The organism is Mesorhizobium sp. P2_D5, from assembly GCF_056404355.1.
Genome location: NZ_JBFUEE010000004.1, coordinates 39,521 through 60,686, shown reverse-complemented (window position 1 = coordinate 60,686; position 21,166 = coordinate 39,521). Strand labels below are relative to the sequence as shown.

The window sequence follows — 21,166 nt, the reverse complement described above, 5'->3', positions numbered from 1 at the left end:
CCCTCCCGTTACAATACGATATCGGTCCAGAGCTCGGACGGATCCGGCTCCGCGTCGTTCTGGGCAAATTCGGCGGCATCCGCGACGACATCGCGAACCTCCTTGTCGACGGTCTTCAGTTCGTCCTCGGTCGCCCATTTCTTCTCGATCAGCCGCGCCTTGACCTGCTCGATCGGGTCATGCTCGGAGCGCATCTTCTGCACTTCTTCCTTGGATCGGTACTTCGCCGGGTCGGACATCGAGTGGCCGCGATAGCGATAGGTCTGCATTTCGAGGATCAGCGGGCCGTTGCCGGCACGGCACCATTCGGTGGCCAGATCGCCCGCAGCCTTGACGGCGCGGACATCCATGCCGTCGACCTGCAGCCCGGGAATCTTGAACGAGGCGCCGCGATGCGAAAAGTCCGTCTCCGCCGACGAGCGCGAGACAGAAGTGCCCATGGCATAGCGGTTGTTCTCGATGATGTAGATAACCGGCAGCTTCCACAGCGAGGCCATGTTGAAGCTTTCATAGACCTGGCCCTGGTTGGCCGCACCATCGCCGAAATAGGTCAGCGACACATTGTTGTTGTCGCGGTAGCGATTGGCGAAGGCCAGACCAGTGCCGAGCGACACCTGCGCGCCGACGATGCCGTGGCCGCCGTAGAAATGCTTCTCCTTGGAGAACATGTGCATGGAGCCGCCCTTGCCCCTGGACAGGCCGCCACGACGTCCGGTCAGCTCAGCCATGACGCCACGCGGTGAAAGCTCCATCGCCAGCATGTGGCCGTGGTCGCGATAGGCGGTGATCATCTGGTCGCCCTGGATCAGCGCCATCTTCATGCCGGTGACGACCGCTTCCTGGCCGATATAGAGGTGGCAGAAACCACCGATGAAGCCCATGCCGTAAAGCTGGCCGGCCTTTTCCTCGAAACGGCGGATAAGCAGCATGTGCCGATAGGCGGCAAGCTCTTCATCCTTGGTGAATTCTGCAGGCTTGGGGGCCGAAAGCCCCATCTTGCCGTCGGATTTGGATTTGGCAGGCGCTTTTCTGGCTGCGGTGGCCATGCATCACTCCCTGTTGGCGTCTCTTTGCGGACATTAGGGCAGGATCAAATCCGCCCTGGGGAGATCAGCTCCTCCCCACCGATTTTGGAGAGGCTAACACGCGCTAGAGCGTTATGCCATGCCGAAATTGCATAGCTCACATGCGTCTAAGCGATTAAAATCATTGAAAATATTGGCTATTAACTGAAAACCGGTTACTTCGCCGAGACCGGCAACATGATGGTGATTTCGTCAGCCTGGGACAGATTGAGCGCCTTGCGCGCCTGCTCGTCGAGCATGTCCTTCTCGATCGACCCTTCATGCATGAGCCGAACGCGCCGTTCGAGCTCCATCCGGCGCGCCTTAATCGCGTCGAGCTGACCTTGCAGCACAACCGTCTGGGCTTCCAGCTGATATTTCGAGTTGATGCCGAATTCGCCGTGGTAGGCATGAAAGCCGAAATAGGCGAGGAACGCCACGCAGAGCGAGGGAATGATCAGCCGGCCGGTGTTTCTCTGCTTGTGCTGACGCGTCCACATATCCAAATCCTCGCGGCCGCGAACTCCTACGGCTCCCCATCTTTTTCGCCCGATTGTGCTTAACGGACGGTTACGGATGACCGGCTGCTCGAGACCCGAAATGAAAAAGGGCGGGAATGCTCCCGCCCTTTCATCGATATCCCATGCCTGGGTGTTTCCGGATCAGCCCTTGACCACCGACTTGCCGGCGTAGCTCGCCTGCTTGCCGAGCTCTTCCTCGATGCGGATCAGCTGGTTGTACTTGGCCATGCGGTCCGAGCGCGACAGCGAGCCGGTCTTGATCTGTCCGCAATTGGTGGCAACGGCGAGATCGGCTATGGTCGAATCCTCGGTTTCGCCCGAGCGGTGCGACATGACGGCGGTGTAGCCGGCCTTGTGCGCGGTTTCGACGGCGTCGAGCGTTTCCGTCAACGAACCGATCTGGTTGACCTTGACCAGGATCGAATTGGCGACGCCCATGCGGATGCCGTCACGCAGCCGTGCCGTGTTGGTGACGAACAGGTCGTCGCCGACCAGCTGGGTCTTCTTCCCGATCAAGTCGGTCAGATACTTCCAGCCTTCCCAGTCGTCCTCGGCAAGGCCGTCCTCGATCGAGATGATCGGATAGTCGGCTGCGAGCTTGGCCAGGTATTTGGCCTGGGCCTTGGGATCGCGGGTCTTCTTCTCGCCCTCGTAGACGTAGTTGCCGTCCTTGAAGAACTCGGTGGCCGCGCAGTCCAGGCCGAGCGCGATCTCTTCGCCGGGCTTGAAGCCGGCTTTCTCGATCGATTCCATGATGAAGTCGAGCGCCACAGGCGCGCTCTTCAGGTTCGGGGCAAAGCCGCCCTCATCGCCGACATTGGTGTTGTGGCCGGCATCCTTCAGCTTCTTGCGCAGCGTGTGGAAGATCTCCGAACCCCAGCGAACACCCTCGCGCAGTGTCGGCGCGCCGATCGGCAGGATCATGAATTCCTGGAAGTCGATCGGGTTGTCGGCATGGGCGCCGCCATTGATGATGTTCATCATCGGCACTGGCAGGACATGCGCCTTGGTGCCGCCGACATAACGGTAGAGCGGCAGGCCGGCGGCATCGGCTGCGGCTTTGGCCACGGCCAGCGAGACGCCGAGGATGGCGTTGGCGCCGAGCCGGCTCTTGTTGGGGGTGCCATCGAGCTCGATCATGGTCTGGTCGATGTGGATCTGATTTTCGGCTTCCATGCCGCCGATAGCCTCGAACAGCTCGCCGTTCACCGCTTCGACAGCCTTGAGCACGCCCTTGCCGAGATAGCGGGCGCCGCCGTCGCGCAGTTCGACGGCCTCGTGGGCACCGGTCGAGGCGCCCGACGGCACCGCAGCGCGGCCCATCGAGCCATCTTCGAGAACGACATCGACCTCGACGGTCGGATTTCCACGGCTGTCCAGGATTTCACGCCCGACAATGTCGATGATGGCGGTCATTGCGATGTCCTCGATTGATCTGAAGAAGGGTCGCGCACGTCTTAGCCAAAGTGCCGCAAAAGGCAATCGGCCCGGTCGCAATTATTGCCGTGGCGTCAGCCTAAAGCGCGTCGCGCCTGAACGGATTCAGGCGCCGCATGCCGTTCTCTCAAAACCGGGGACTACTTTGTGGCGATATGCATCAGGCGATTCACGAAGCGCAAATCGCTGTCATCATAAGTCATGTGCGGCGGATGTACTTCCGGCTATGGTGCGGGTGCGCGGGGCGAAACAGGAGGAGTTTCGCCATGTCCCAGTTGAGTGGTATCGTGAGTCTGTTCCTGATCGCGGCGGCGTTTCTGACGTCGTGCGACAATCAGCAATCGCCACCCAAGGCAGCAGGGCCGCTACCGGCCTTGCATGTCAGCGAATAGGCGCACATCGAATCCAAAAGGCCCCGTCTGAACGGGGCCTTTTGTTTCCGGGCGTCAATGCCAGTAAGGCGTGACCTTGTAATAATCATAGGACGCGTCGCGCGCCGTCTCGCCATCCGCGCCGGCCAGTTCGTTGATCGAATAAGCGGGTGCGGCCTTCAGCTGTTCCTTGGAGAACGGAACGACATAGCCCCCCTTGTCCTCGTCATAGTCGAGGCTGGCCCACGGAATGGCGTGGTACTTCTCGCCGATGCCGAGAAAACCGCCGAAACCTATCACCGCGAACATGATGCCGTTCGAGGTCTTATCGAGCATGATGTCCTCGATGCTGCCGATGCTCCTACCCTCGGTGTTGTAGACGGACGTGCCGATGACGCGCGAAGCGGCAATGGCTTCGGTGTGGCCTGTCTGGGTTGTCATGATGTGCTCCTCATTGTCGTTGATCCATGCTTTGACAATGAGGGGCGCGGGCGAAAGTTCCCGACTTTTTCGGCGGCAGCCGGTTACTCCGCGAGGATGAAGGTGACCTTCATGTTGACGCGATAGGCAGCGATCTTGCCGTCCTCGACGACGATCTTCTGGTCCTGGATCCAGGCGCCTTCGACGTTCTTCAAGGTCTTTGCGGCACGCGCAATCCCCTTCTCGATGGCGTCCTGAAAGCTCTTCTTCGACGATGAGGTGATTTCGGTGACGCGGGCGACAGACATGGCTTCCTCCTGCCAAAACGCTCATTTGCGAGGCGAGCGTACAGCCGGCTTATGTCTTCCACAAGCGCCGGGCCATGGGGCCATTGTCAGTTGCCGACGCTGGAACGTCCGTGGGACGCTTCAGTGACCCTTGGCGATACGATCGAACGCCATCAGTCTTTCCAGCAGTGCCGGCATATCCTTCAGCGGCACCATATTCGGGCCATCGGAAGAGGTCGAATTGTCCGGATCCTGATGGGTCTCGATGAACACGCCGGCCACACCAACGGCGACAGCCGCCCGGGCCAGCGTCTCGACAAAGCGGCGCTCGCCGCCAGAGGAGCCGCCCTGCCCGCCTGGCTGCTGAACCGAATGCGTGGCGTCGAAGATCACCGGCGCTCCGATCTCGGCCATGATAGGCAGAGCGCGCATGTCGGACACCAGCGTGTTGTAGCCGAACGACGCGCCGCGCTCCGTGGTCAAGACATTGGCGTTGCCGGAACCGGTGATCTTGGCAACCACGTTCTTCATGTCCCAGGGAGCCAGGAACTGCCCCTTCTTCACGTTGATCACCTTGCCGGTCCTCGCAGCGGCGACCAGCATGTCGGTCTGGCGCGACAGGAAGGCCGGAATCTGCAGGACATCGACATGCGGCGCGACGATCGCGCACTGCTCCTCGGTGTGGACATCGGTCAGCACCGGCAGCGAAAATTCCTTGCGCAGTTCGTCGAAGACGGGAAGTGCCGCTTCCATGCCCGCACCGCGCGTCGCCGACAGCGAGGTGCGGTTGGCCTTGTCGTAGCTGGTCTTGTAGACGAGGCCTATTCCAAGCTTGCCGGTCAGTTCCTTCAACGCGCCGGCCATGTCGAAGGCATGCTGGCGCGATTCAAACTGGCAAGGACCAGCGATCAGCGACAAGGCCGCGTTGTTGTCGAAGACGACATTGCCGACGGTTACCGACGAATTGGGCGCCAGGGGCTTGCTCATTGGATCTCCCGGAAGATGAAAGCCGCGCCCTGTCCGGATGCCGGCTGCACGACAATATCATTGCCCGCTACATCGTGTTTGACGGAGTTGGCTGCAAGCAGCCTCGAGGTGATATCGGCGCTGGGAACCGAAAAGACCACGGCGGCGAAGCGTAGGTCCGTCGGCGCGCCGGCAGGCAAGCCAAAGCGTGCGGTGAAAGACGTCGGGGCAAGCACACTCAAGGTTGCGTTCGGCAAGTGAAACGCGCCGCCTTGCCCGCTGGCGGCCGGATCGTCCACCGCCAAGGAGATCAGCCGGCGCTGCTCGGCGGGCCGGTCGCTGACCGCCACGATCTCGACAATTCCCGTGGCGCCGTTGGCGTGCGCCTGCAAGGCTGTCCGATCCACGTTCGGCGCGTTGACCCGTTCGCAGGCAAACAGGAAAGCATCCGTAGCGTTGCTATCGGATGCAAAGGCGAGCTTGAACGATGCAATGTCGCTTTTACCCGCCGTGTCGGTGAACGCGCGCGAAAAGCTCAGCATGTCTCCCGCGGAGATGCCGGCTTCGACATAGCGTGCCTGGTCGGCATCTGCGTTGCTGGTCCCCAGGACCACTGCGGAAAACCCCTCGTCACCGTGCCTGTTGCGATAGATACGGTCGCGCGCGACGAAAACATTGCCCTCGGCAATGGCCGCCGTCGCGGCCTGTTCGTCGCCGACCGCGAGCGGCTCGAGATAGGTGCCGTCGGTGAGGAAAACACAACAGTTTTCGGTCCCGAAGGGATGAATGCCGGTCGGGGCAACCACGAAGCCAAGCGCGGTGAGCCGGGCTCGTGCCACATCGAGGTTCTGTGTCGGCAGCACCAGATGATCGAGCGGATGAGTGCCGGCGGCTGTTGTTCGGTTCATGCAGGCGCGATGTGCATCATTCCGCAAACCGGTTCAAGTCTCAATCAGGCACCGGCCACGACATCGGCGGAATAACGCAGCTCGCGCAATGGTTTGACCTTGCTGGTTGTCTGCCCATAGAGCGGGTGCGCCTTGTAGGCGGCCAACGCCGCGTCATCGGCGAACTCGGCATAGACGACCACATCGATCTCGTCCGACAGCGGGTCGACCTTTGTGTTGATGGTCACCTCGAAGAGGCTGGAATGGGGAATGTTGCCGAGCGCCTGCAGGCCGGTGCGAACGGCCTCCACATCCTCTTTGCGCCGCGCGCTGAAGAAAACGATATGCCGGATCAACGCCGCCTCCTCGATCGAAAGCGCGTCGGGCGACGCGCTTCACGTCTTTGTCTTTATGCATGTCGTTGCCCAAGACCGGGGCCACTTTTGGACGACATGCATTAAGTGCCGGGGTCTTTTGTGACGACAGGACGGCCGCGTCAATCGACAAGGATGTCGCGGCAGCGCCTCATGCGGATGGGCGCTAGGTTTTGCCGGTGATGGATCGCACGACGTGCGTGACACCCCTTACCGCCGTGTCGAGATACCGGCCCTGATTGTAGAGGCCGTCCCAGATCAGGAAAAAGGCGATGGCGGCAATGACGATCACATAACGCATGGCTAAAACTATCGCACAAGCACGGTTGCAACCATAGGCGTTTTAGGCGTGTTCGGCCTTTGCTGTTTAAAAGCCGGATCCACGACTGCGAGTGCCTCCACTTGGCACAGCCTGGCTTGCAGCCTGCCTCTTGATGTTCCCCCTCATGACGTGGAAGATTATCGCAGGGATTCACTGGGCAGCGCTGAAGCTCTGGCTAAAGGGCACGCGCTTTCGTTCGATCAACTGCCGGGATCAGGCAATGGCGTTCGAACCCGGCGAATGAACCGCGAGAACCGAGGCTCGGCAATTTGCGCCGACACCGCGGAAGCGCAGGGGCGTGAGATGACAAACAAGGAACATCATGGTCTGGCGTTGAGCGACGCGGTCAGGCTGGACGAATTCAATTTCGCCGAGATCGTCAAGGGTTTGCCGGCGAAGGCGCGCATGGTGCTGTCGGCGGCCATGAACCTGCCGCGCGGATCGCTGAAGGTCAGGATGCCGGACGGACGCGCCGTCCTGGTCGGCGGCAAGGGACCGGGCCCGGACGCCGAACTGGTGCTCAAGAACTGGCGCTTGCCCGGCCGTGCCTTTTCCGGCGGCACGATCGGCCTTGCCGAATCCTACATGGACGGCGATTGGGAAAGCCCTGACGTCACCAGCTTCCTGGAGCTGTTCGTGGTCAATTCGGCCATCGGCGAACGCGTTGCTGGTGGCGCCAGCTGGCTCATCAACACCGTCCAGCGCATCCGGCACTGGTTCAACGAGAACACGCGCACCGGCTCGAAGCGCAACATTTCGGCGCATTACGATCTTGGCAACGCCTTCTACAAGGAATGGCTCGATCCGAGCATGACCTATTCCTCGGCCCTCTATGCCAACGGCGCCAACGACCTCGAAAGCGCCCAGGCCGCCAAATATCGCGCACTGGCCAAGGATACGGGGATCGGTCCGAAGGATCACGTACTGGAGATCGGCTGCGGCTGGGGCGGCTTCGCCGAATTCGCGGCACGCGAGATCGGCTGCCGTGTGACCGGGCTGACGATCAGCCGCGAGCAGCACGACTTCGCCAAGGCGCGCCTCGCCAAGGCCGGGCTTGCCGACAAGGTCGACATCAAGCTGCAGGACTATCGCGACGAAACCGGCACCTACGACCGCATCGCCTCGATAGAGATGTTCGAGGCGGTCGGCGAGAAGTACTGGCCGGTGTTCTTCGGCAAGATGAAAGCCTGCCTGAGGCCTGGCGGCACTGCGGGCCTGCAGATCATCACCATCAACGAAGCCGCCTACGACACGTATCGCGCAAGGCCGGATTTCATCCAGCGCTATGTTTTTCCGGGTGGCATGCTGCCGACGCCGTCGATCCTGAAGGCACTCGGCAACGATCACGGCCTTGCCCATCTGCGCGAGCGCGTGTTTCCGGACGACTATGCGCGCACGCTCGCCGAATGGCGCCAGCGGTTCTGGGCGTCATGGGAAAAGATCGTCCCGCTCGGCTTCGACGACCGCTTCAAGAAGCTCTGGGAATTCTACCTGCATTATTGCGAGGCCGGCTTCCGCGCCAGCTATATCGACGTGCGCCAGGTGGTCTACAAGGCATAGGTCCACGCTGCCGTACCGGCGCGGACCTATGCCGACGGTCAGAGAAGGATTCGGTATTTCGCAAATCCCGCTTCGCCCTCTCCTACCGGCTCGATCTTCAGCGACTTCACCTCGGCAATGAAATCCTTGGCCTTGGCGCCGGTCTCGAACACGACGCTGGTTCCAGGCAGCGGCGCGAACGACCAGTTGCCGTCCGCCGACGGATTGATCGTGCCCTCGCTGACGATGTAGCGAACGATCACGTCGCGATTGGTGTCCGGCGCCTCGTAGATGATCTTCGAGGCATTGATGTCGGGGAAATTGCCGCCACCGCCGGCCCGGTAGTTGTTGGTCGCAACGACGAATTTCTGTTTGGGATCAATTGGCTTGCCGTCAAACATCAAGTCGACGATGCGATTGGCGCCGGCGTTCGCCAGTCCCCCCTTGGCATCGTATTTCGGCGGCTGCGACAGGTCTATCTTGTAGGTCACGCCGTCGATGACGTCGAAATTGTAGGACGGGAAGTCGGTGTTGATGAGGGCCTGGTCGGCCTTGCCCGGTTCGATCCGGTTGAAGATGCCGGCCGACATTTCCAGCCATTCCTTGACCTGCGCGCCGGTGATTTCCACGGCTCGCACGGTGTTCGGGTAGAGGTAGAGATCGGCGACGTTTTTGATGGCGATGTCGCCTGCCGGCACGTCTGTATAGTAGTCGGCGCCGCTGCGTCCACCGGCCTTGAAGGGTGCGGCGGCCGACAGCAGCGGCACGTCCTTCCATTGCGTGTTCTTGAGAATATCCTTCAGGTACCAGGTCTGCGCCTGGCTGACGACCTGCACCGACGGATCGTCGGCGACTAGCGCGAAATAGGAATACAGCGGCGCCGAGGTCTTGCCGACGGGACGGCGCACATAGGCCAGAGTTGCCTGGTGGTCCTGTTCGAGTGCCGCGATGATGCGCTTGTCGTCGGGGACGATCGACTTGGCCTTGTTGTCGACGCGTTCGAAGATCGGCCGCGCCTCGGAGGTGGCGGAAACGACCTTCCAGTTCGACCCGTCGCGCTCCAGCATCAGGTCGATCAGCCCCATATGCGAGCCCCAGAAGCCGCCCATCACGGCCGGCTTGCCCTGCAGCGTGCCTTTTTGCGTGTCGACGCCGTCCAGCGACTGGAAGTCCTTCTTGCCGGGAAAGACCAGATGCTGGTGGCCGGTGAATACCGCATCGATGCCGTCGACACCGGCGACGAAGAACGACGCATTCTCCATCATGTCGCCCTGCTTCACGTCGATGCCGGAATGTGAGAGCGCAATCACGATGTCGGCGCCTTCCTCCTTAATCTGTGGCACCCAGGCGTTGGCCGCCTCGACGATGTCGCGTGTCTTGACGTTGCCCTCCAGATTCTTGAGATCCCAGACCATGATCTGCGGCGGCACGAAGCCGATGATGCCGATCCTGATCGGCTGCTCGGCGCCTGACCCGTCCCTGATCTTCTTGTCGAGGATGACATAGGGCTTGAGATAAAGCTTGTCGTCACGCGGGTTCGCAGCAAGCTCGGTGCCGCGGATCAAATTGGCGCAGACAAAGGGGAAATTGGCGCCAGCCAGCACCTTGTCCATGAACGACAGGCCGTAATTGAACTCGTGGTTGCCCAGCGTCGAGCATTCGTAGCCGAGCAGGTTCATGGCCTTCATGATCGGATGCAGGTCGCCATCCTTCATGCCCCTCTCATAGGCGATGTAGTCGCCCATCGGATTGCCCTGCAGCAGGTCGCCATTGTCGATCAGCATCGAATTGACGGCTTCCTTGCGCACTGCGTCGATCAGGGAAGCCGTGCGCGACAGGCCCATCGTGTCGTTCGCTTTGTCGGCGTAGTAATCGTAAGGCAGCACGTTCACATGGATGTCGGTGGTTTCCATGATCCGAAGATGGGCCTGGTTGGCCTGGGCGCGGGCGGAGAACGGATGCAGCATGATCAACGCTCCTGCGGCGGCGGCACCGCCAAGGAGATCGCGGCGGGAGACGGGATGGAGCAGTCGAGACATGTTTTCTCCTTCGACGACGTGACAAGCCCTGCCCCGAAGCGAACTTTGCGCTGAAACCCATCCGAGTCCATTCAAGAAATTGCGCGCATCGGAACGCCACTCGATCAGCAACAGATGACGTGCGGATGAACGGGTCTGGGGAGAAGAAATCAGCCCTTGTCGTCGTCGCCCTGGGTGATCAGCCGCGCGCTGCGCTGGCCCGTCGCGTAGATCCATAGCCAGCTCAGTGAAACCGCAAGCCGGTTGCGAAAGCCGATCAGGAAATAGATGTGGGCTATGCCCCACAGCCACCATGCCGCCCAGCCGGTCAGCTTGATCCAGCCGAAATCAATCACGGCGGCGCGCTTGCCGATCGTGGCGAGGTCGCCGTTATGCCTGTAGCGGAACGGCCGTGGGCCGGTGTCGCCGGCAAGCCGCGCCTTCAGCGTGGCGGCGACATGGCGGCCCTGCTGCTTGGCGGCCGGAGCCACGCCGGGAACGGGCCGCCCGTCCGGCCGCAGCACATGCGCGGCATCGCCGACGACGAAAATCTCCGGGCTGCCCGGCACGCTCAAGTCAGGCTCGACGAGCACCCTGCCCGCCCGGTCCGCCGCCGCGCCTAGCCATTCGGCGGCCGGCGAGGCGGCAACGCCCGCTGCCCACAGGATTGTGCCTGCCGACAAGTGCCTGTCGCCGAAGACTACGCCCTCTGCGTCGCACCGTGTAACAGCCCGGCCGAGTTCGATTGTCACACCGAGCCGCTCGAGCGCCTTCACCGCGTAGTTGGAAAGCCTCGGTGCAAAATTGGCCAGAATACGATCGCCGGCCTCGATGAGCATGACACGCGTTTGTCGTGTATCGATGTTGCGGAATTCACCGCGCAGCGTGTCATGCGCCAGTTCGACGATGGTGCCGGCAAGCTCGACGCCGGTCGGCCCGCCACCGACGATCGCAATGGTCAGCAGCGCCTCGCGCTTGACGGGATCGGCCTCCCGCTCGGCCTGCTCGAAGGCCAGCAGAATGCGCCGCCGAACCGTGGTGGCATCCTCCAGCGTCTTCAGGCCGGGCGCGAAAGGTTCCCATTCATCGTGGCCGAAATAGGCGTGGCGCGCGCCGGTGGCGAGCAGCAGCGTGTCATAGGCGACCGCACTGCCATCATCGAGCAGCACGCGCTTGCCGGCGCGATCGACGCCGACGACATTGGCAAGCAGCGTCGTCACATCCTTGCGCTTGCGCAGGAGGTGGCGGACCGGCCATGCAATTTCGGACGTCGCCAGCGCCGTGGTCGCCACCTGGTAGAGCAGCGGCTGGAAGAGGTGATGATTACGCTTGTCGATCATGGTGATGCGGACCGGCGCACCGCCAAGCGCTCGGGTGAATTCGAGACCGCCGAAACCTGCGCCGACAACAACGACATGATGGCTGGCGTGGTTCATCTCATTCACCGCTAACGGGCAAGATTGCCTAGGCTAGATGTAGGTACTTTTGTGCATCGCAGCAACGCGGGGGAGGTGCCTGAGACTCGTCGTTCTATGTCGTGAACGCACATGTCGTATCGTGTCACGAGGTATAGCGTGATCAAATACGCGATGAGGTAAAGCATGGCTAGCAATCATGACGACCAAGGTCCGGCGCAATATGCCTCTCCTCCCTGCTTCATGCATGAACTCGATCCCGCGTTTCAGACACCACTAGCCGACTGGACCGACGTCCGGCGCTGGCGCAAGGCCGAGCGCGAACGCCTGATCGCCGCGCGTCTCGCCGTTTCGGCCGACGCGCGAACGGTGATGTCGCAGCGCATTGCGCAAGGTCTCGACGCAATCGTCGGCGAGATCGTCGGCCGCATGGTCAGTCTCTACTGGCCGTTTCGCGGCGAGCCGGACCTGCGCCCATGGATGGCGTCCGTCAATGCGCGCGGCGGCCGCACCGCCCTGCCCGTTGTCATCGAGAAAGGTCAGCCGCTGATCTTTCGCCCCTACGCGCCGGGCGACCGGCTGGAAAAAGGTGTCTGGAACATCCCGATCCCGGCCGAGGGCGATCCGGTGCTGCCCGACATCGTCATTGCGCCAATCGTCGGCATCGATCCTCGAAACTACCGCCTGGGCTATGGCGGCGGGTTCTTCGATCGCACGCTGGCGGCGATGCCGTTCAAGCCGCTGGTGATCGGCGTCGGCTATGAGTTGCAGCGTATCGCCACCATCTACCCGCAGCCGCACGACATCCCGATGGATCGGATCGTCACCGAGGCCTAACACCCTGTTTGGAAAATGAGACCGGCTGGATTTCTGTTCCGCTGCGAAGCAGCGCAAATGTCATGTGACAAAAATCCGACTTGGTCGATAAATAGTCTGATCTTCAAGGGAACCATGCCGCGGCGTTTCGACATGCGCTCCGGGCGGATCCAACAGTGTCCGGTAACTCCTAGGATTGGCTGCGTCACAACGGATGATAAGATGATCGGACGAACCACAGCGGCTGCCCTTGCAATTGCGTTTTCCGTTTCGCCTTCGCAGGCGCAACCACAGCATCGTTTACCGAGCGGCTATAAATGGGGCCGCTGCCTGCTTACTGTTGACGGTCAGACTCGCATATCCGGAAGATGCTACTATCAAATCGAGAAGGGCGGCGATTTTAATATCCAGGGGCCTCGGCAAGTTTTTGCAGGTATCGACTATCCTGATACGCATAGTGGGGCTGGTGAAATGTCCAAAGACTACTGGGCAGTTGTTTACAAGGACGGTGATCTTTGGGAAGGCTATAGCAACTCGGACGTTTCCGAAACTCACGGTGACGAACGCTGGGAAGACCTTCGCCGCGAAGGGGCATGCTATGTTGGGAAGGACGTCCGGGTATGCCTTTGGCGTTAAGCCATTTCCGGCTTCATGCCCATCGCCGTGCGGTCGACGATCTCACGCAAGGCGAATGACGAGTTGATCTTGGTCACATGCGGCATCGCCGACAGCCATTCCTTGTGGATGCGTTCGTAGTCGACGAGATCCTTGGCCGCGATGCGCAGGATATAGTCGTATTCGCCCGACATCAGGTGGCAGGACAGCACATTCGGGCAGCGCTTGATTGCCGCCTCGAAATCCGACAGCGTCTTCTCGAACTGTCCTGACAGCGAAATATGCACGATCGCCGTCATCTGATGGCCAAGGGCGGCATTGGAAAGCCGGGCATGGTAGCCGCGGATGGTTCCGGATTTCTCCAGATTGTCGAGCCTGCGCGAACAGGCCGACTGCGACAGGCCAACCTTCTCGGCCAGTGCAGCATTCGGTATCCTGCCATCCTTCTGCAAAGTCTCGAGAATGGCGATATCAATCCTGTCGAGCGGCATTTTCCGTGAATCCTGCGAATATCTCACCACTTTGCGCAACGATTATCGAAAACCGCCCGTTGGCGCAAGCGCATTCGCAAACACCTGCGCAGCGATTTGTGGTTCACTCCACCTATACAGGGAACGAGCCCAAAAGGGCCGGATCAGGAGAAGAAAATGCGCGTCGGCTGCCCCAAGGAAATCAAGAACCACGAATATCGCGTCGGCCTCACGCCCGGCTCCGTCCGCGAATATGTCGCCCACGGCCATGAAGTGCTGGTCGAGACCGGCGCCGGCGCCGGCATCGGCGCCGATGACAATGCCTATCGCGCTGCCGGTGCGACAATCGCCAAGACGGCTGCCGATGTGTTCGCCAAGTCGGACATGATCGTCAAGGTCAAGGAGCCGCAGCCCAACGAATGGGCGCAGCTTCGCGAAGGCCAAATTCTCTACACCTATCTCCACCTGGCTCCGGACCCGGAGCAGACCAAGGGCCTGCTCGCTTCCGGTGTCACCGCAATCGCCTACGAAACCGTCACCGACGACCGTGGCGGCCTGCCGTTGCTGGCGCCGATGTCGGAAGTTGCCGGTCGGTTGTCGATCCAGGCCGGCGCCACGGCGCTGCAGAAGGCCAATGGCGGCCGCGGCGTGCTGCTCGGCGGCGTGCCCGGCGTGCTGCCCGGCAAGGTCACTGTGCTCGGCGGCGGCGTCGTCGGCCTGCATGCTGCCAGGATGGCGGTGGGGCTTGGCGCTGACGTCACCATCATCGATCGCTCGATCCCGCGCCTGCGCCAGCTCGACGACCTCTTCACCGGCCGCGTGCACACCCGTTACTCGACCGTCGAGGCGCTCGAGGAAGAGTGCTTCTCGGCCGACATCGTCGTCGGCGCGGTGCTGATCCCCGGCGCCGCGGCGCCGAAGCTCGTCACGCGCGAAATGCTGTCCGGCATGAAGAAGGGTTCCGTGCTGGTCGACGTTGCCATCGACCAGGGCGGCTGCTTCGAGACCTCGCACGCCACTACCCATGCCGAGCCGACGTACGAGGTCGACGGTGTCATCCATTACTGCGTCGCCAACATGCCCGGCGCGGTACCGGTGACGTCGGCCCACGCGCTCAACAACGCGACGCTCCATTATGGCCTGCAGCTTGCCGACAAGGGCCTGAAGGCGCTGGTCGATGACCACCATCTGCGCAATGGCCTCAATGTCCACAAGGGCAAGATCACCAACCGCGCGGTCGCCGAGGCGCTCGGCTACGAACTGGTTGAGCCGAAAGCCGTTCTCGCGGCCTGATTCTCCTTCAGAATTCCTCCGTCAGCCCGCCGGTTCTTGCCGGCGGGTTTTTTCTTGGGCGCGAAGGTTTTCTTGAGCGCGAGGCCGGGCAACAAAAAAGCGGAGCCAAAGCCCCGCTTCCTCGATATCGAGATTTGCCGCCGGTTCATCCGCGGTCGGCAAATCGATCGACAATGGCTTTCTAGCGCGATTGTGCGACGGGAGTACGACAGGCCCTCGCCCAGCGTTCCAATGCCTCAGACGCGCTCGATGCGACACTGGTAGCAATTGTTGCGTGCCGAGCGGACATGAACGTAGGCGATATCGTCGCGCTCGAAGAGGGCCTCGGCTCGCGCTGCAATTCTTCCGGTCGGGATGACACCGCCGCTGCCGTAGACGATACGATTATCCCTGCCGTAGCCGCGCACGATGTAGTCAGGGCTTTCGAGAATCTCAGGTAGCACCTCGCTCTCGGCGGCGCGGTCGCATTCTTCGGCATGCAGGAAGATCGGCCCGGTTTCGGCATAAGGCTGAAGCTCCGGGAATGGCCGATAGGCCAGAACGAGGTAAACGTCGCCAGCGGCGATGTTCCTCAGACAGTGCCGACAAGGCATGCCATCGCCGTCGGAAATCTTTCGTTCGGGCGTTTGGCCGTAGGCATCCGAGCCGCCGTGCTGCAATGCCCTGACATTTTCGGTCGGCAGCGCTTTGAACTGAATGGTCATGGTGGGATCTCCGGTGTAGTCCACCGGAAATTATGCCCTCAAGTTGACGCTTCCCACCCGATTCCTGCGCAGTGGCGGATGCTTCGGATTTTTGGCTGATGTCACGGCCTCATGACGCTGGCCGAGCGTTCTCCGAAAGGCAGCGGATGCACGATTTCCTTCTTTTGCGCCACCGGCGCAAAGCCGAGCTTCTGGTAGAGCGGCAAAGCCGCCGGATGATCGAGTGTGCAGGTCTGCACTGTCACCCGCTTCGGCCCGTACGACCACGCTGCTGCGATCGCCGCCCCCAGGAACCAGCGGCCGATGCCTTGCCCGGTCGCATGTTCCATCATGCCGAAATAGGCGAGCTCGACTTCTTCCGGCAGATGCGGCTTGAGGTCGAAGAAGCCGGCCGGCGCGCCGTCGAGGTAGAGCACTCTGATGTCGCGGTCCTCGCGGTGGATGCCGGCCGAAAGCTCCTCGTCATCCAGCCTCAGCACGTTGACCCAGTGCCATTTGCGTCCCACCCTATCCATCAAATAGCGGTAGAAATGCAGGGGAATGTCCTTGGTCTTCAGCAGGGCGACCTGACGGTTGTAGGGCACCGGCGGCGAATAGGCTGGAGGCACATGCATTTCGAGGAACGTGACCGTGACATCGATGTCTTCCAGCGCACCGTTTTCCATCGTCTTCATTCCTTGCCGGTCACGACCGGCGTGTCGGAGAGCCCACCCCACTCCGTCCATGAGCCGTCGTAAAGTCTGTTGTCGGTATGGCCAAGCGTTTCCAGCGCCAGCGTCGCCACCGCGGCTGTAATGCCGGAACCACACGAGGTGATGACGGGTTTCGACAGATCGATGCCGGCCGCCTCGATCACCTTGCGCAAGCGGTCCTTCGACAAGAGCTTGCCATTTTCCGACAGCGCCGAGTAGGGCAGATTGCGCGCGCCAGGCATATGGCCGGAGCGGATACCGGCGCGCGGTTCTGGCTCCGTGCCGGCAAAGCGGCCCGGTCCACGGGCGTCGGCGATCTGGCTTTCCCCGGTATCGACGATCCGGCGCATGTCGGCGAGGCTGGCAACGCGACCGGCGTCGAAATCGGCATGAAACACACTTGGCGCGATCCTGGTCGGTTCGGCCGTCACCGGCCGGCCGGCCGCTTTCCAGCCATCGAAGCCGCCGTCCAGAATATAGGTCTGGAAGACGCCCATCACTCGGAACATCCACCACGCCCGAGGCGCCGAGAAGAAGCCCGGACCATCATAGATGATGATGGTGTCGTCGGCCGAAACGCCCATCGATCCGACATACTGGGCAAAATGCTGCGGTGACGGCAGCGTATGCGGCAGCGGCGAATCCGGGTCCGAAACCGCGTCCTGATCCAGAAATCGTGCGCCCGGAATGTGGGCCGCGCCGTATTCGCCGCGCGCATCGCGCTTTTGCGCCGGCAGATACCAGGATGCGTCGATGATCGTCAGGCCCGGCTCGCCGAGGCGCTGCTGCAGCCAATCCGCGTCGACGGTGAAAGGACTGTCCTCGGCCATTTTTTCTCCTGCTCGCCGTTTGGCGGTGATTGTCCGATTAAAGTGCGTCGCGTTGAAGCGGATTCAAGCGACGCGCTTTAAGTCTTTGTTCTCATGCAAGTCGTTGACCCAACATCGAGGCCACTTTCTTGGGCGACATGCATCAGGTCGCCGGCATCGTGCCGAAGCGGATGCGGAAGCGTCTGTTTTCACGGCCCTTCTTCTCGATCTTGCCGATATGGATTTCGCCGACCTCACCAGTGCTTTTGACATGGGTGCCGCCGCAGGGCTGGCTATCGACCGAAGCGTTATCACCGATGCAGACCAGGCGGATCTTACCGGTGCCAACAGGCGGCCGGACGTTCTTGGATTTCACCAGGCCCGGGTTGGCGGCCAGCTCCTCGTCGCTGATCAGCCTGGTGAAGATCGGGTGATCGGCCCGCACCAGATCCATCAGGCTCGCCGTTACGTCTTCCCTGGTGAAGCTGGCGTCGGGAATATCGAAATCGACGCGGCTGTCATCCTCGGAAACGGACGCACCGGTGATCGGGAACGGGCAGACCACAGTGAGCAGGTGGCAGGCCGCGTGCATGCGCATCAAAAGATGCCGGCGCTCCCAGTCGATCGCCAGGCTCAAGCGTTCACCGACCTCGGGAACCCTCTGCTCCAACGCCGGGACATGGATGATCTCGTCCTTGGTCTCGCCCGTAATGGTGGCGGCGATGGCGATGCGGCTGCCGTCGGCGCGCTCCAGATGACCGATATCGCCCGGCTGGCCGCCCGATGTGGCGTAGAAGATCGTCCTGTCGAAAATGATGCCGCCGCGATCGTTGACGGCAATGATTGTGGCGTCCGCTGTCCGCAGATAGGCGTCGTCGCGAAACAGCGCTTCGGTCCTGTGCGCCATCACGCGACCTTTTCGAACGGCACAGAAATCGTGCTCCGCTGCTCCATCCAGCCCGGTATCGGCAGGTTCTTCTCGCGCAGGAATTCCGGGTTGAACAGCTTCGATTGATAGCGCGTGCCATAGTCGCAAAGAACAGTCACGATGGTGTGGCCGGGGCCCAGTTCGCGCGCCAGCCGGATCGCGCCGGCAATGTTGATGCCGGTCGAACCGCCGACGCACAGTCCTTCTTCCTGGATCAGGTCGAAGACAATCGGCAGCGCATCTTCGTCCGGGATCTGGAACGAAAAATCCGGCGTGAAGCCATCGAGATTGGCGGTGATGCGCCCCTGCCCGATGCCTTCGGTGATCGAGCTGCCATCGGACTTCAACTCACCGCTGGTGTAGAAACTGTAGAGCGCGGCTCCCAGCGGATCGGCCAGCGCGATCTTGACGTCCTTGCGCCTGGCCCTCAATCCGAAGGCGACGCCGGCCAGCGTTCCACCCGAACCGACCGCCGAGACAAAACCGTCGACCTTGCCGCCGGTCTGGTTCCAGATTTCCTCCGCGGTGGTGCGGATATGGCCGTCACGGTTGGCGACATTGTCGAACTGGTTGGCCCAGATGGCGCCGTTCGGCTCCGTCCGCGCCATCTGCTCGGCCAGCCGCCCCGACAATTTCACGTAATTGTTGGGATTCTTGTAAGGTACCGCGGGCACCTCGATCAGCTCGGCGCCGAGCAGTCTGATGGTGTCCTTCTTTTCCTGGCTCTGTGTGTCTGGAATGACGATGACCGTGCGGTATCCCAGCGCCTTGGCGACCAGCGTCAGCCCGATACCGGTGTTGCCGGCCGTTCCCTCGACGATCACACCGCCGGGCCTCAGCAGCCCGCGCTGCTCGGCGTCGCGGATGATGAACAGGCCGGCGCGATCCTTGACCGACTGGCCTGGATTCATGAACTCGGCCTTGCCCAGGATCTCGCAGCCGGTTTGTTCAGACGCTTTGTTGAGGCGGATCAGAGGCGTGTTGCCGATCGCGTCGATCACAGAACGGGGCATTCAGGATTCCTTGTGCAGCTGTGCCGAAACCGTAGAAACCCGAAGCTTCGGTTTCAAGGCAAGAATTTGTCTGGACCAGTCGCATTTGCGGCATTGTTATCGCGGCCAACGCTTCTCAATATCGCCTTCATGCGCCACAGTTCATTTCCTCACTGTGATGAAAGCACTCTTTTCATTCGATTTCTTCATCGCTAGAGCAAGGTACGAGCAAGTCGACAGGGCGCAGCATGACACTCTATCGGGCCAATCCGAAGCACGGCGTCGCCTGGATCACGGGCGGCAGCAGCGGCATTGGCCGTTCGCTGGCCAGGGATCTTGCGGCCCAAGGCTATACCGTCGCGGTGACGGCGCTCGACGACGATCCGATCGACACGCTTGTCGTCGAGACCGCGCAGATGCCGGGCAGTGTCACGGCCTTTCCCTGTGATGTCACCGACGAGCCGCGCATGGCAAGGACGGTCGCCACGATCGAGAAGGAACTCGGGCCTATCGTGCTCGCCGTCTTCAATGCCGGGAACTACATTTCGACGCCGGGTGAGAATCTTGTCGTCAACGACTTTCGCCGGTCCTTCGATGTCAACTATTTCGGCATCATCAACGGCCTGGTGCCGGTCATCCAGCGCATGCGTGTGCGGGCACGCGGCCATGTCGTGCTGGTCGGCTCGGTCACCGCCTATTTCGGCTGGCCGACCACGGCCGCCTATGGCGGCACCAAGGCGGCGATCAACATCCTGGCCGAGTCGCTGAAATACGACTTCGACAAGATGAATGTGCGTGTCCAGGTGATCAACCCGGGCTTCATCGACACCGCTCTTACAGAGAAGAACATGCTGCCGATGCCGGGGCTGATGCCAGTCAGCCGCGCGACGCGCCGCATGGCGCGGGGCATCAAGTCCGGCGGCTTCGAAGTCACCTTCCCGCGCCGGCTGAGCTGGCCCCTGAAAGTGCTCAGCCTGCTGCCGAGGCCGCTGTGCAGAGGGGTGATCGGCCTGATGACCAACTGGAAGGCGCGGCCGCTGCACTACGACCGGAAGCCCCAAAGCGAATAGAACGCCATCGAGATTGGCAGGCTCCCTCTCCGGGGCATGGCGTTGCCCGATAGTGACCGCCGCCATAGGTTGAGAAATTGTTCTTTGGAGTCTGCGATGGGGCGACGGATCGTGCTTGCTGTGCTTGGCCTTGTCGTTGTCCTCGCACTGGCTTTCGTGCTTGGCCCGCGCGTACCCGTCGACACCACGATCCGTTTCGATCCCTCGGTCATCGGCGACGATCCGCAGGCCTATGTGGCGAAGACAGAGGGCGCCATACCCGGAATCCGTGACGGGCTGGAGAAAGAGATCGTCTGGGCCAATCCGATGGTGCATGCCAGGACGCCGCTGTCGATTGTCTATATCCACGGCTTTTCCGCATCGAAGGGCGAGGTCCGCCCGCTGTCGGACGAGGTGGCCGACCAGCTCGACGCCAATCTGTTCTACACCCGCCTTACCGGTCACGGGCAGGACGGCGCGGCGATGACGCAAGGCAGCGTCAATGCCTGGATCAACGACTATGAGGAGGCGCTCGCCATCGGCAGGGCGATTGGCGACAAGGTGATCGTCATCTCGACCTCGACAGGCGGCTCGCTGGCGACATGGGCTGCAACGCAGCCGGGCGCATCGGACGGGGTGGCGGCGATCGCGTTCATCTCGCCGAATTTCGGCGTCAGGGCGTCCGGCGCCGAACTGCTGACCATGCCCTGGGGCAAGCAGATTGCCGAGCTTGTCGGCGGCAAGGAACGCAGCTTTCCGACCCGTAACGCCCTGCACGAAAAATTCTGGACGCACAAATATCCGATGGCCGCGACACTGCCGATGGCGGCGCTGACGGAGCTCGCCTACGCAGCGCCGGTGGAAAAGGCGACCATCCCTGCCCTGTTCATCTTTTCCGATTCCGACAGGGTGGTGCGCGAGGACCGCACCCGCGAAATCGCCGGGCGCTGGGGCGCGCCGCATGAACTAGTGCCGGTCGACGACACTGGCGATCCCGACCACCACGTCATCGCCGGCGACGCGCTGTCGCCTTCGACCACGGCCTATCTCGCGCAAAGGATTGCCGTCTGGGTCGAGGCGGTGGCCAAATAGGCTCCTGACGAAAAAAGGGCGACCGAAGTATCGCTTCGGCCGCCCTTTCCTTGTCAGTCACGGCAATCAGCCAGCCCAGGCTTGA

At 61.7% G+C, this 21,166-nt stretch carries 26 protein-coding genes; 8 read left to right on the top strand and 18 right to left on the bottom strand.

The annotated features are described in order from the left end of the window. Positions 1-8 precede the first annotated feature (8 nt). The 3 genes from pdhA to eno all read right to left on the bottom strand — a co-directional run bounded on the left by pdhA (position 9) and on the right by eno (position 3,001). Positions 9-1,046, bottom strand: coding sequence for a pyruvate dehydrogenase (acetyl-transferring) E1 component subunit alpha (pdhA, locus tag AC1DYW_RS17890; protein ID WP_477227108.1), 1,038 nt, complete (start codon positions 1,044-1,046; stop codon positions 9-11). 194 nt (positions 1,047-1,240) lie between these two features. Continuing rightward, on the bottom strand, positions 1,241-1,564 hold the full coding sequence (locus AC1DYW_RS17885) for an FtsB family cell division protein (protein ID WP_477227107.1): 324 nt from the start codon (positions 1,562-1,564) through the stop codon (positions 1,241-1,243). A gap of 162 nt (positions 1,565-1,726) precedes the next feature. Further along, complete coding sequence (gene eno, locus AC1DYW_RS17880) at positions 1,727-3,001, bottom strand: phosphopyruvate hydratase (protein ID WP_184874324.1); 1,275 nt, start codon at positions 2,999-3,001, stop codon at positions 1,727-1,729. Positions 3,002-3,288: 287 nt separating this feature from the next. On the opposite strand from eno, the gene AC1DYW_RS17875 reads away from it, so the two are divergent. After that, positions 3,289-3,414, top strand: a complete 126-nt coding sequence (locus AC1DYW_RS17875) for a hypothetical protein (protein ID WP_095091814.1) — start codon at positions 3,289-3,291, stop codon at positions 3,412-3,414. A 54-nt stretch (positions 3,415-3,468) separates the two neighbouring features. On the opposite strand, the gene AC1DYW_RS17870 is transcribed toward AC1DYW_RS17875, so the two are convergent. The 6 genes from AC1DYW_RS17870 to AC1DYW_RS17845 all read right to left on the bottom strand — a co-directional run bounded on the left by AC1DYW_RS17870 (position 3,469) and on the right by AC1DYW_RS17845 (position 6,628). Further along, positions 3,469-3,834, bottom strand: a complete 366-nt coding sequence (locus AC1DYW_RS17870) for a PRC-barrel domain-containing protein (protein WP_095091630.1) — start codon at positions 3,832-3,834, stop codon at positions 3,469-3,471. A gap of 83 nt (positions 3,835-3,917) precedes the next feature. Continuing rightward, positions 3,918-4,121 (bottom strand): dodecin family protein, encoded by a 204-nt coding sequence (locus AC1DYW_RS17865; protein WP_019858016.1) that lies wholly within the window; start codon positions 4,119-4,121, stop codon positions 3,918-3,920. 120 nt (positions 4,122-4,241) lie between these two features. Beyond that, a complete protein-coding gene (gene kdsA / locus AC1DYW_RS17860; protein WP_457153995.1) occupies positions 4,242-5,087 on the bottom strand; it encodes a 3-deoxy-8-phosphooctulonate synthase in 846 nt (281 codons plus the stop codon). Next, on the bottom strand, positions 5,084-5,974 hold the full coding sequence (locus AC1DYW_RS17855; RefSeq protein ID WP_477227106.1) for a VOC family protein: 891 nt from the start codon (positions 5,972-5,974) through the stop codon (positions 5,084-5,086). The genes kdsA and AC1DYW_RS17855 overlap by 4 nt, the downstream gene beginning before the upstream one ends. A 44-nt stretch (positions 5,975-6,018) precedes the next feature. Beyond that, the gene (locus tag AC1DYW_RS17850) at positions 6,019-6,309 is read right to left on the bottom strand and encodes a Dabb family protein (RefSeq protein ID WP_457153997.1); all 291 of its coding nucleotides are present in this window, start codon (positions 6,307-6,309) and stop codon (positions 6,019-6,021) included. 184 nt (positions 6,310-6,493) lie between these two features. Further along, positions 6,494-6,628 carry a hypothetical protein gene (locus AC1DYW_RS17845; RefSeq protein WP_457153998.1) on the bottom strand — a complete coding sequence of 45 codons (135 nt, stop codon included), beginning with the start codon at positions 6,626-6,628 and terminating at the stop codon, positions 6,494-6,496. 91 nt (positions 6,629-6,719) lie between these two features. Between AC1DYW_RS17845 and AC1DYW_RS17840 the strand changes: the two genes are divergently transcribed. Both AC1DYW_RS17840 and AC1DYW_RS17835 read left to right on the top strand, forming a co-directional pair. Next, the gene (locus AC1DYW_RS17840; RefSeq protein ID WP_457153999.1) at positions 6,720-6,893 is read left to right on the top strand and encodes a DUF1365 family protein; all 174 of its coding nucleotides are present in this window, start codon (positions 6,720-6,722) and stop codon (positions 6,891-6,893) included. Between the two features lie 59 nt (positions 6,894-6,952). Next, positions 6,953-8,209 (top strand): class I SAM-dependent methyltransferase, encoded by a 1,257-nt coding sequence (locus AC1DYW_RS17835; protein WP_477227105.1) that lies wholly within the window; start codon positions 6,953-6,955, stop codon positions 8,207-8,209. A 38-nt stretch (positions 8,210-8,247) separates the two neighbouring features. On the opposite strand, the gene AC1DYW_RS17830 is transcribed toward AC1DYW_RS17835, so the two are convergent. Next, a complete protein-coding gene (locus tag AC1DYW_RS17830; RefSeq protein WP_477227104.1) occupies positions 8,248-10,227 on the bottom strand; it encodes a bifunctional 2',3'-cyclic-nucleotide 2'-phosphodiesterase/3'-nucleotidase in 1,980 nt (659 codons plus the stop codon). A 149-nt stretch (positions 10,228-10,376) separates the two neighbouring features. After that, positions 10,377-11,642 carry an NAD(P)/FAD-dependent oxidoreductase gene (locus tag AC1DYW_RS17825; RefSeq protein WP_477227103.1) on the bottom strand — a complete coding sequence of 422 codons (1,266 nt, stop codon included), beginning with the start codon at positions 11,640-11,642 and terminating at the stop codon, positions 10,377-10,379. A 165-nt stretch (positions 11,643-11,807) separates the two neighbouring features. Between AC1DYW_RS17825 and AC1DYW_RS17820 the strand changes: the two genes are divergently transcribed. Continuing rightward, positions 11,808-12,458, top strand: a complete 651-nt coding sequence (locus AC1DYW_RS17820) for a 5-formyltetrahydrofolate cyclo-ligase (protein WP_457154487.1) — start codon at positions 11,808-11,810, stop codon at positions 12,456-12,458. A 201-nt stretch (positions 12,459-12,659) separates the two neighbouring features. Continuing rightward, on the top strand, positions 12,660-13,073 hold the full coding sequence (locus AC1DYW_RS17815; RefSeq protein ID WP_143748960.1) for a hypothetical protein: 414 nt from the start codon (positions 12,660-12,662) through the stop codon (positions 13,071-13,073). On the opposite strand, the gene AC1DYW_RS17810 is transcribed toward AC1DYW_RS17815, so the two are convergent. Continuing rightward, the gene (locus tag AC1DYW_RS17810) at positions 13,070-13,543 is read right to left on the bottom strand and encodes an Lrp/AsnC family transcriptional regulator (protein WP_010909317.1); all 474 of its coding nucleotides are present in this window, start codon (positions 13,541-13,543) and stop codon (positions 13,070-13,072) included. The genes AC1DYW_RS17815 and AC1DYW_RS17810 overlap by 4 nt on opposite strands. 156 nt (positions 13,544-13,699) lie before the next feature. On the opposite strand from AC1DYW_RS17810, the gene ald reads away from it, so the two are divergent. Further along, complete coding sequence (gene ald / locus AC1DYW_RS17805) at positions 13,700-14,815, top strand: alanine dehydrogenase (protein WP_095091638.1); 1,116 nt, start codon at positions 13,700-13,702, stop codon at positions 14,813-14,815. Between the two features lie 21 nt (positions 14,816-14,836). On the opposite strand, the gene AC1DYW_RS17800 is transcribed toward ald, so the two are convergent. The 6 genes from AC1DYW_RS17800 to AC1DYW_RS17775 form a co-directional block, all read right to left on the bottom strand. Further along, the gene (locus tag AC1DYW_RS17800; protein ID WP_457153863.1) at positions 14,837-14,989 is read right to left on the bottom strand and encodes a hypothetical protein; all 153 of its coding nucleotides are present in this window, start codon (positions 14,987-14,989) and stop codon (positions 14,837-14,839) included. A 62-nt stretch (positions 14,990-15,051) separates the two neighbouring features. Next, a complete protein-coding gene (locus AC1DYW_RS17795; RefSeq protein WP_457153864.1) occupies positions 15,052-15,519 on the bottom strand; it encodes a DUF1203 domain-containing protein in 468 nt (155 codons plus the stop codon). 101 nt (positions 15,520-15,620) lie between these two features. Next, positions 15,621-16,184, bottom strand: coding sequence for a GNAT family N-acetyltransferase (locus AC1DYW_RS17790; RefSeq protein ID WP_095091816.1), 564 nt, complete (start codon positions 16,182-16,184; stop codon positions 15,621-15,623). A gap of 5 nt (positions 16,185-16,189) precedes the next feature. After that, positions 16,190-17,041: a 3-mercaptopyruvate sulfurtransferase gene (gene sseA, locus AC1DYW_RS17785; RefSeq protein ID WP_457153865.1), complete on the bottom strand. Its 852-nt coding sequence runs from the start codon at positions 17,039-17,041 to the stop codon at positions 16,190-16,192. Positions 17,042-17,183: 142 nt separating this feature from the next. Then, positions 17,184-17,927: an alanyl-tRNA editing protein gene (locus AC1DYW_RS17780; RefSeq protein ID WP_457153866.1), complete on the bottom strand. Its 744-nt coding sequence runs from the start codon at positions 17,925-17,927 to the stop codon at positions 17,184-17,186. Beyond that, positions 17,927-18,961: a cysteine synthase A gene (locus tag AC1DYW_RS17775; protein WP_457153867.1), complete on the bottom strand. Its 1,035-nt coding sequence runs from the start codon at positions 18,959-18,961 to the stop codon at positions 17,927-17,929. The genes AC1DYW_RS17780 and AC1DYW_RS17775 overlap by 1 nt, the downstream gene beginning before the upstream one ends. Before the next feature lie 227 nt (positions 18,962-19,188). Between AC1DYW_RS17775 and AC1DYW_RS17770 the strand changes: the two genes are divergently transcribed. Together AC1DYW_RS17770 and AC1DYW_RS17765 are read left to right on the top strand one after the other, a co-directional pair. After that, positions 19,189-20,010, top strand: coding sequence for an SDR family oxidoreductase (locus tag AC1DYW_RS17770; RefSeq protein WP_095091643.1), 822 nt, complete (start codon positions 19,189-19,191; stop codon positions 20,008-20,010). Between the two features lie 96 nt (positions 20,011-20,106). Then, the gene (locus AC1DYW_RS17765; RefSeq protein ID WP_457153881.1) at positions 20,107-21,081 is read left to right on the top strand and encodes an alpha/beta hydrolase; all 975 of its coding nucleotides are present in this window, start codon (positions 20,107-20,109) and stop codon (positions 21,079-21,081) included. Positions 21,082-21,166 lie beyond the last annotated feature (85 nt).

Coding starts and splice junctions, on each gene's coding strand:
- ald (WP_095091638.1), top strand. CDS start 13,700: ATGCGCGTCGGCTGCCCCAAGGAAATCAAGAACCACGAATATCGCGTC.
- AC1DYW_RS17845 (WP_457153998.1), bottom strand. CDS start 6,628: ATGCGTTATGTGATCGTCATTGCCGCCATCGCCTTTTTCCTGATCTGG.
- AC1DYW_RS17780 (WP_457153866.1), bottom strand. CDS start 17,927: ATGGCGCACAGGACCGAAGCGCTGTTTCGCGACGACGCCTATCTGCGG.
- AC1DYW_RS17870 (WP_095091630.1), bottom strand. CDS start 3,834: ATGACAACCCAGACAGGCCACACCGAAGCCATTGCCGCTTCGCGCGTC.
- AC1DYW_RS17765 (WP_457153881.1), top strand. CDS start 20,107: ATGGGGCGACGGATCGTGCTTGCTGTGCTTGGCCTTGTCGTTGTCCTC.
- AC1DYW_RS17865 (WP_019858016.1), bottom strand. CDS start 4,121: ATGTCTGTCGCCCGCGTCACCGAAATCACCTCATCGTCGAAGAAGAGC.
- AC1DYW_RS17810 (WP_010909317.1), bottom strand. CDS start 13,543: ATGCCGCTCGACAGGATTGATATCGCCATTCTCGAGACTTTGCAGAAG.
- sseA (WP_457153865.1), bottom strand. CDS start 17,041: ATGGCCGAGGACAGTCCTTTCACCGTCGACGCGGATTGGCTGCAGCAG.
- pdhA (WP_477227108.1), bottom strand. CDS start 1,046: ATGGCCACCGCAGCCAGAAAAGCGCCTGCCAAATCCAAATCCGACGGC.
- eno (WP_184874324.1), bottom strand. CDS start 3,001: ATGACCGCCATCATCGACATTGTCGGGCGTGAAATCCTGGACAGCCGT.
- AC1DYW_RS17830 (WP_477227104.1), bottom strand. CDS start 10,227: ATGTCTCGACTGCTCCATCCCGTCTCCCGCCGCGATCTCCTTGGCGGT.
- AC1DYW_RS17790 (WP_095091816.1), bottom strand. CDS start 16,184: ATGGAAAACGGTGCGCTGGAAGACATCGATGTCACGGTCACGTTCCTC.
- AC1DYW_RS17815 (WP_143748960.1), top strand. CDS start 12,660: ATGATCGGACGAACCACAGCGGCTGCCCTTGCAATTGCGTTTTCCGTT.
- AC1DYW_RS17825 (WP_477227103.1), bottom strand. CDS start 11,642: ATGAACCACGCCAGCCATCATGTCGTTGTTGTCGGCGCAGGTTTCGGC.
- AC1DYW_RS17875 (WP_095091814.1), top strand. CDS start 3,289: ATGTCCCAGTTGAGTGGTATCGTGAGTCTGTTCCTGATCGCGGCGGCG.
- AC1DYW_RS17835 (WP_477227105.1), top strand. CDS start 6,953: ATGACAAACAAGGAACATCATGGTCTGGCGTTGAGCGACGCGGTCAGG.
- AC1DYW_RS17820 (WP_457154487.1), top strand. CDS start 11,808: ATGGCTAGCAATCATGACGACCAAGGTCCGGCGCAATATGCCTCTCCT.
- AC1DYW_RS17855 (WP_477227106.1), bottom strand. CDS start 5,974: ATGAACCGAACAACAGCCGCCGGCACTCATCCGCTCGATCATCTGGTG.
- AC1DYW_RS17795 (WP_457153864.1), bottom strand. CDS start 15,519: ATGACCATTCAGTTCAAAGCGCTGCCGACCGAAAATGTCAGGGCATTG.
- AC1DYW_RS17885 (WP_477227107.1), bottom strand. CDS start 1,564: ATGTGGACGCGTCAGCACAAGCAGAGAAACACCGGCCGGCTGATCATT.
- AC1DYW_RS17775 (WP_457153867.1), bottom strand. CDS start 18,961: ATGCCCCGTTCTGTGATCGACGCGATCGGCAACACGCCTCTGATCCGC.
- kdsA (WP_457153995.1), bottom strand. CDS start 5,087: ATGAGCAAGCCCCTGGCGCCCAATTCGTCGGTAACCGTCGGCAATGTC.
- AC1DYW_RS17770 (WP_095091643.1), top strand. CDS start 19,189: ATGACACTCTATCGGGCCAATCCGAAGCACGGCGTCGCCTGGATCACG.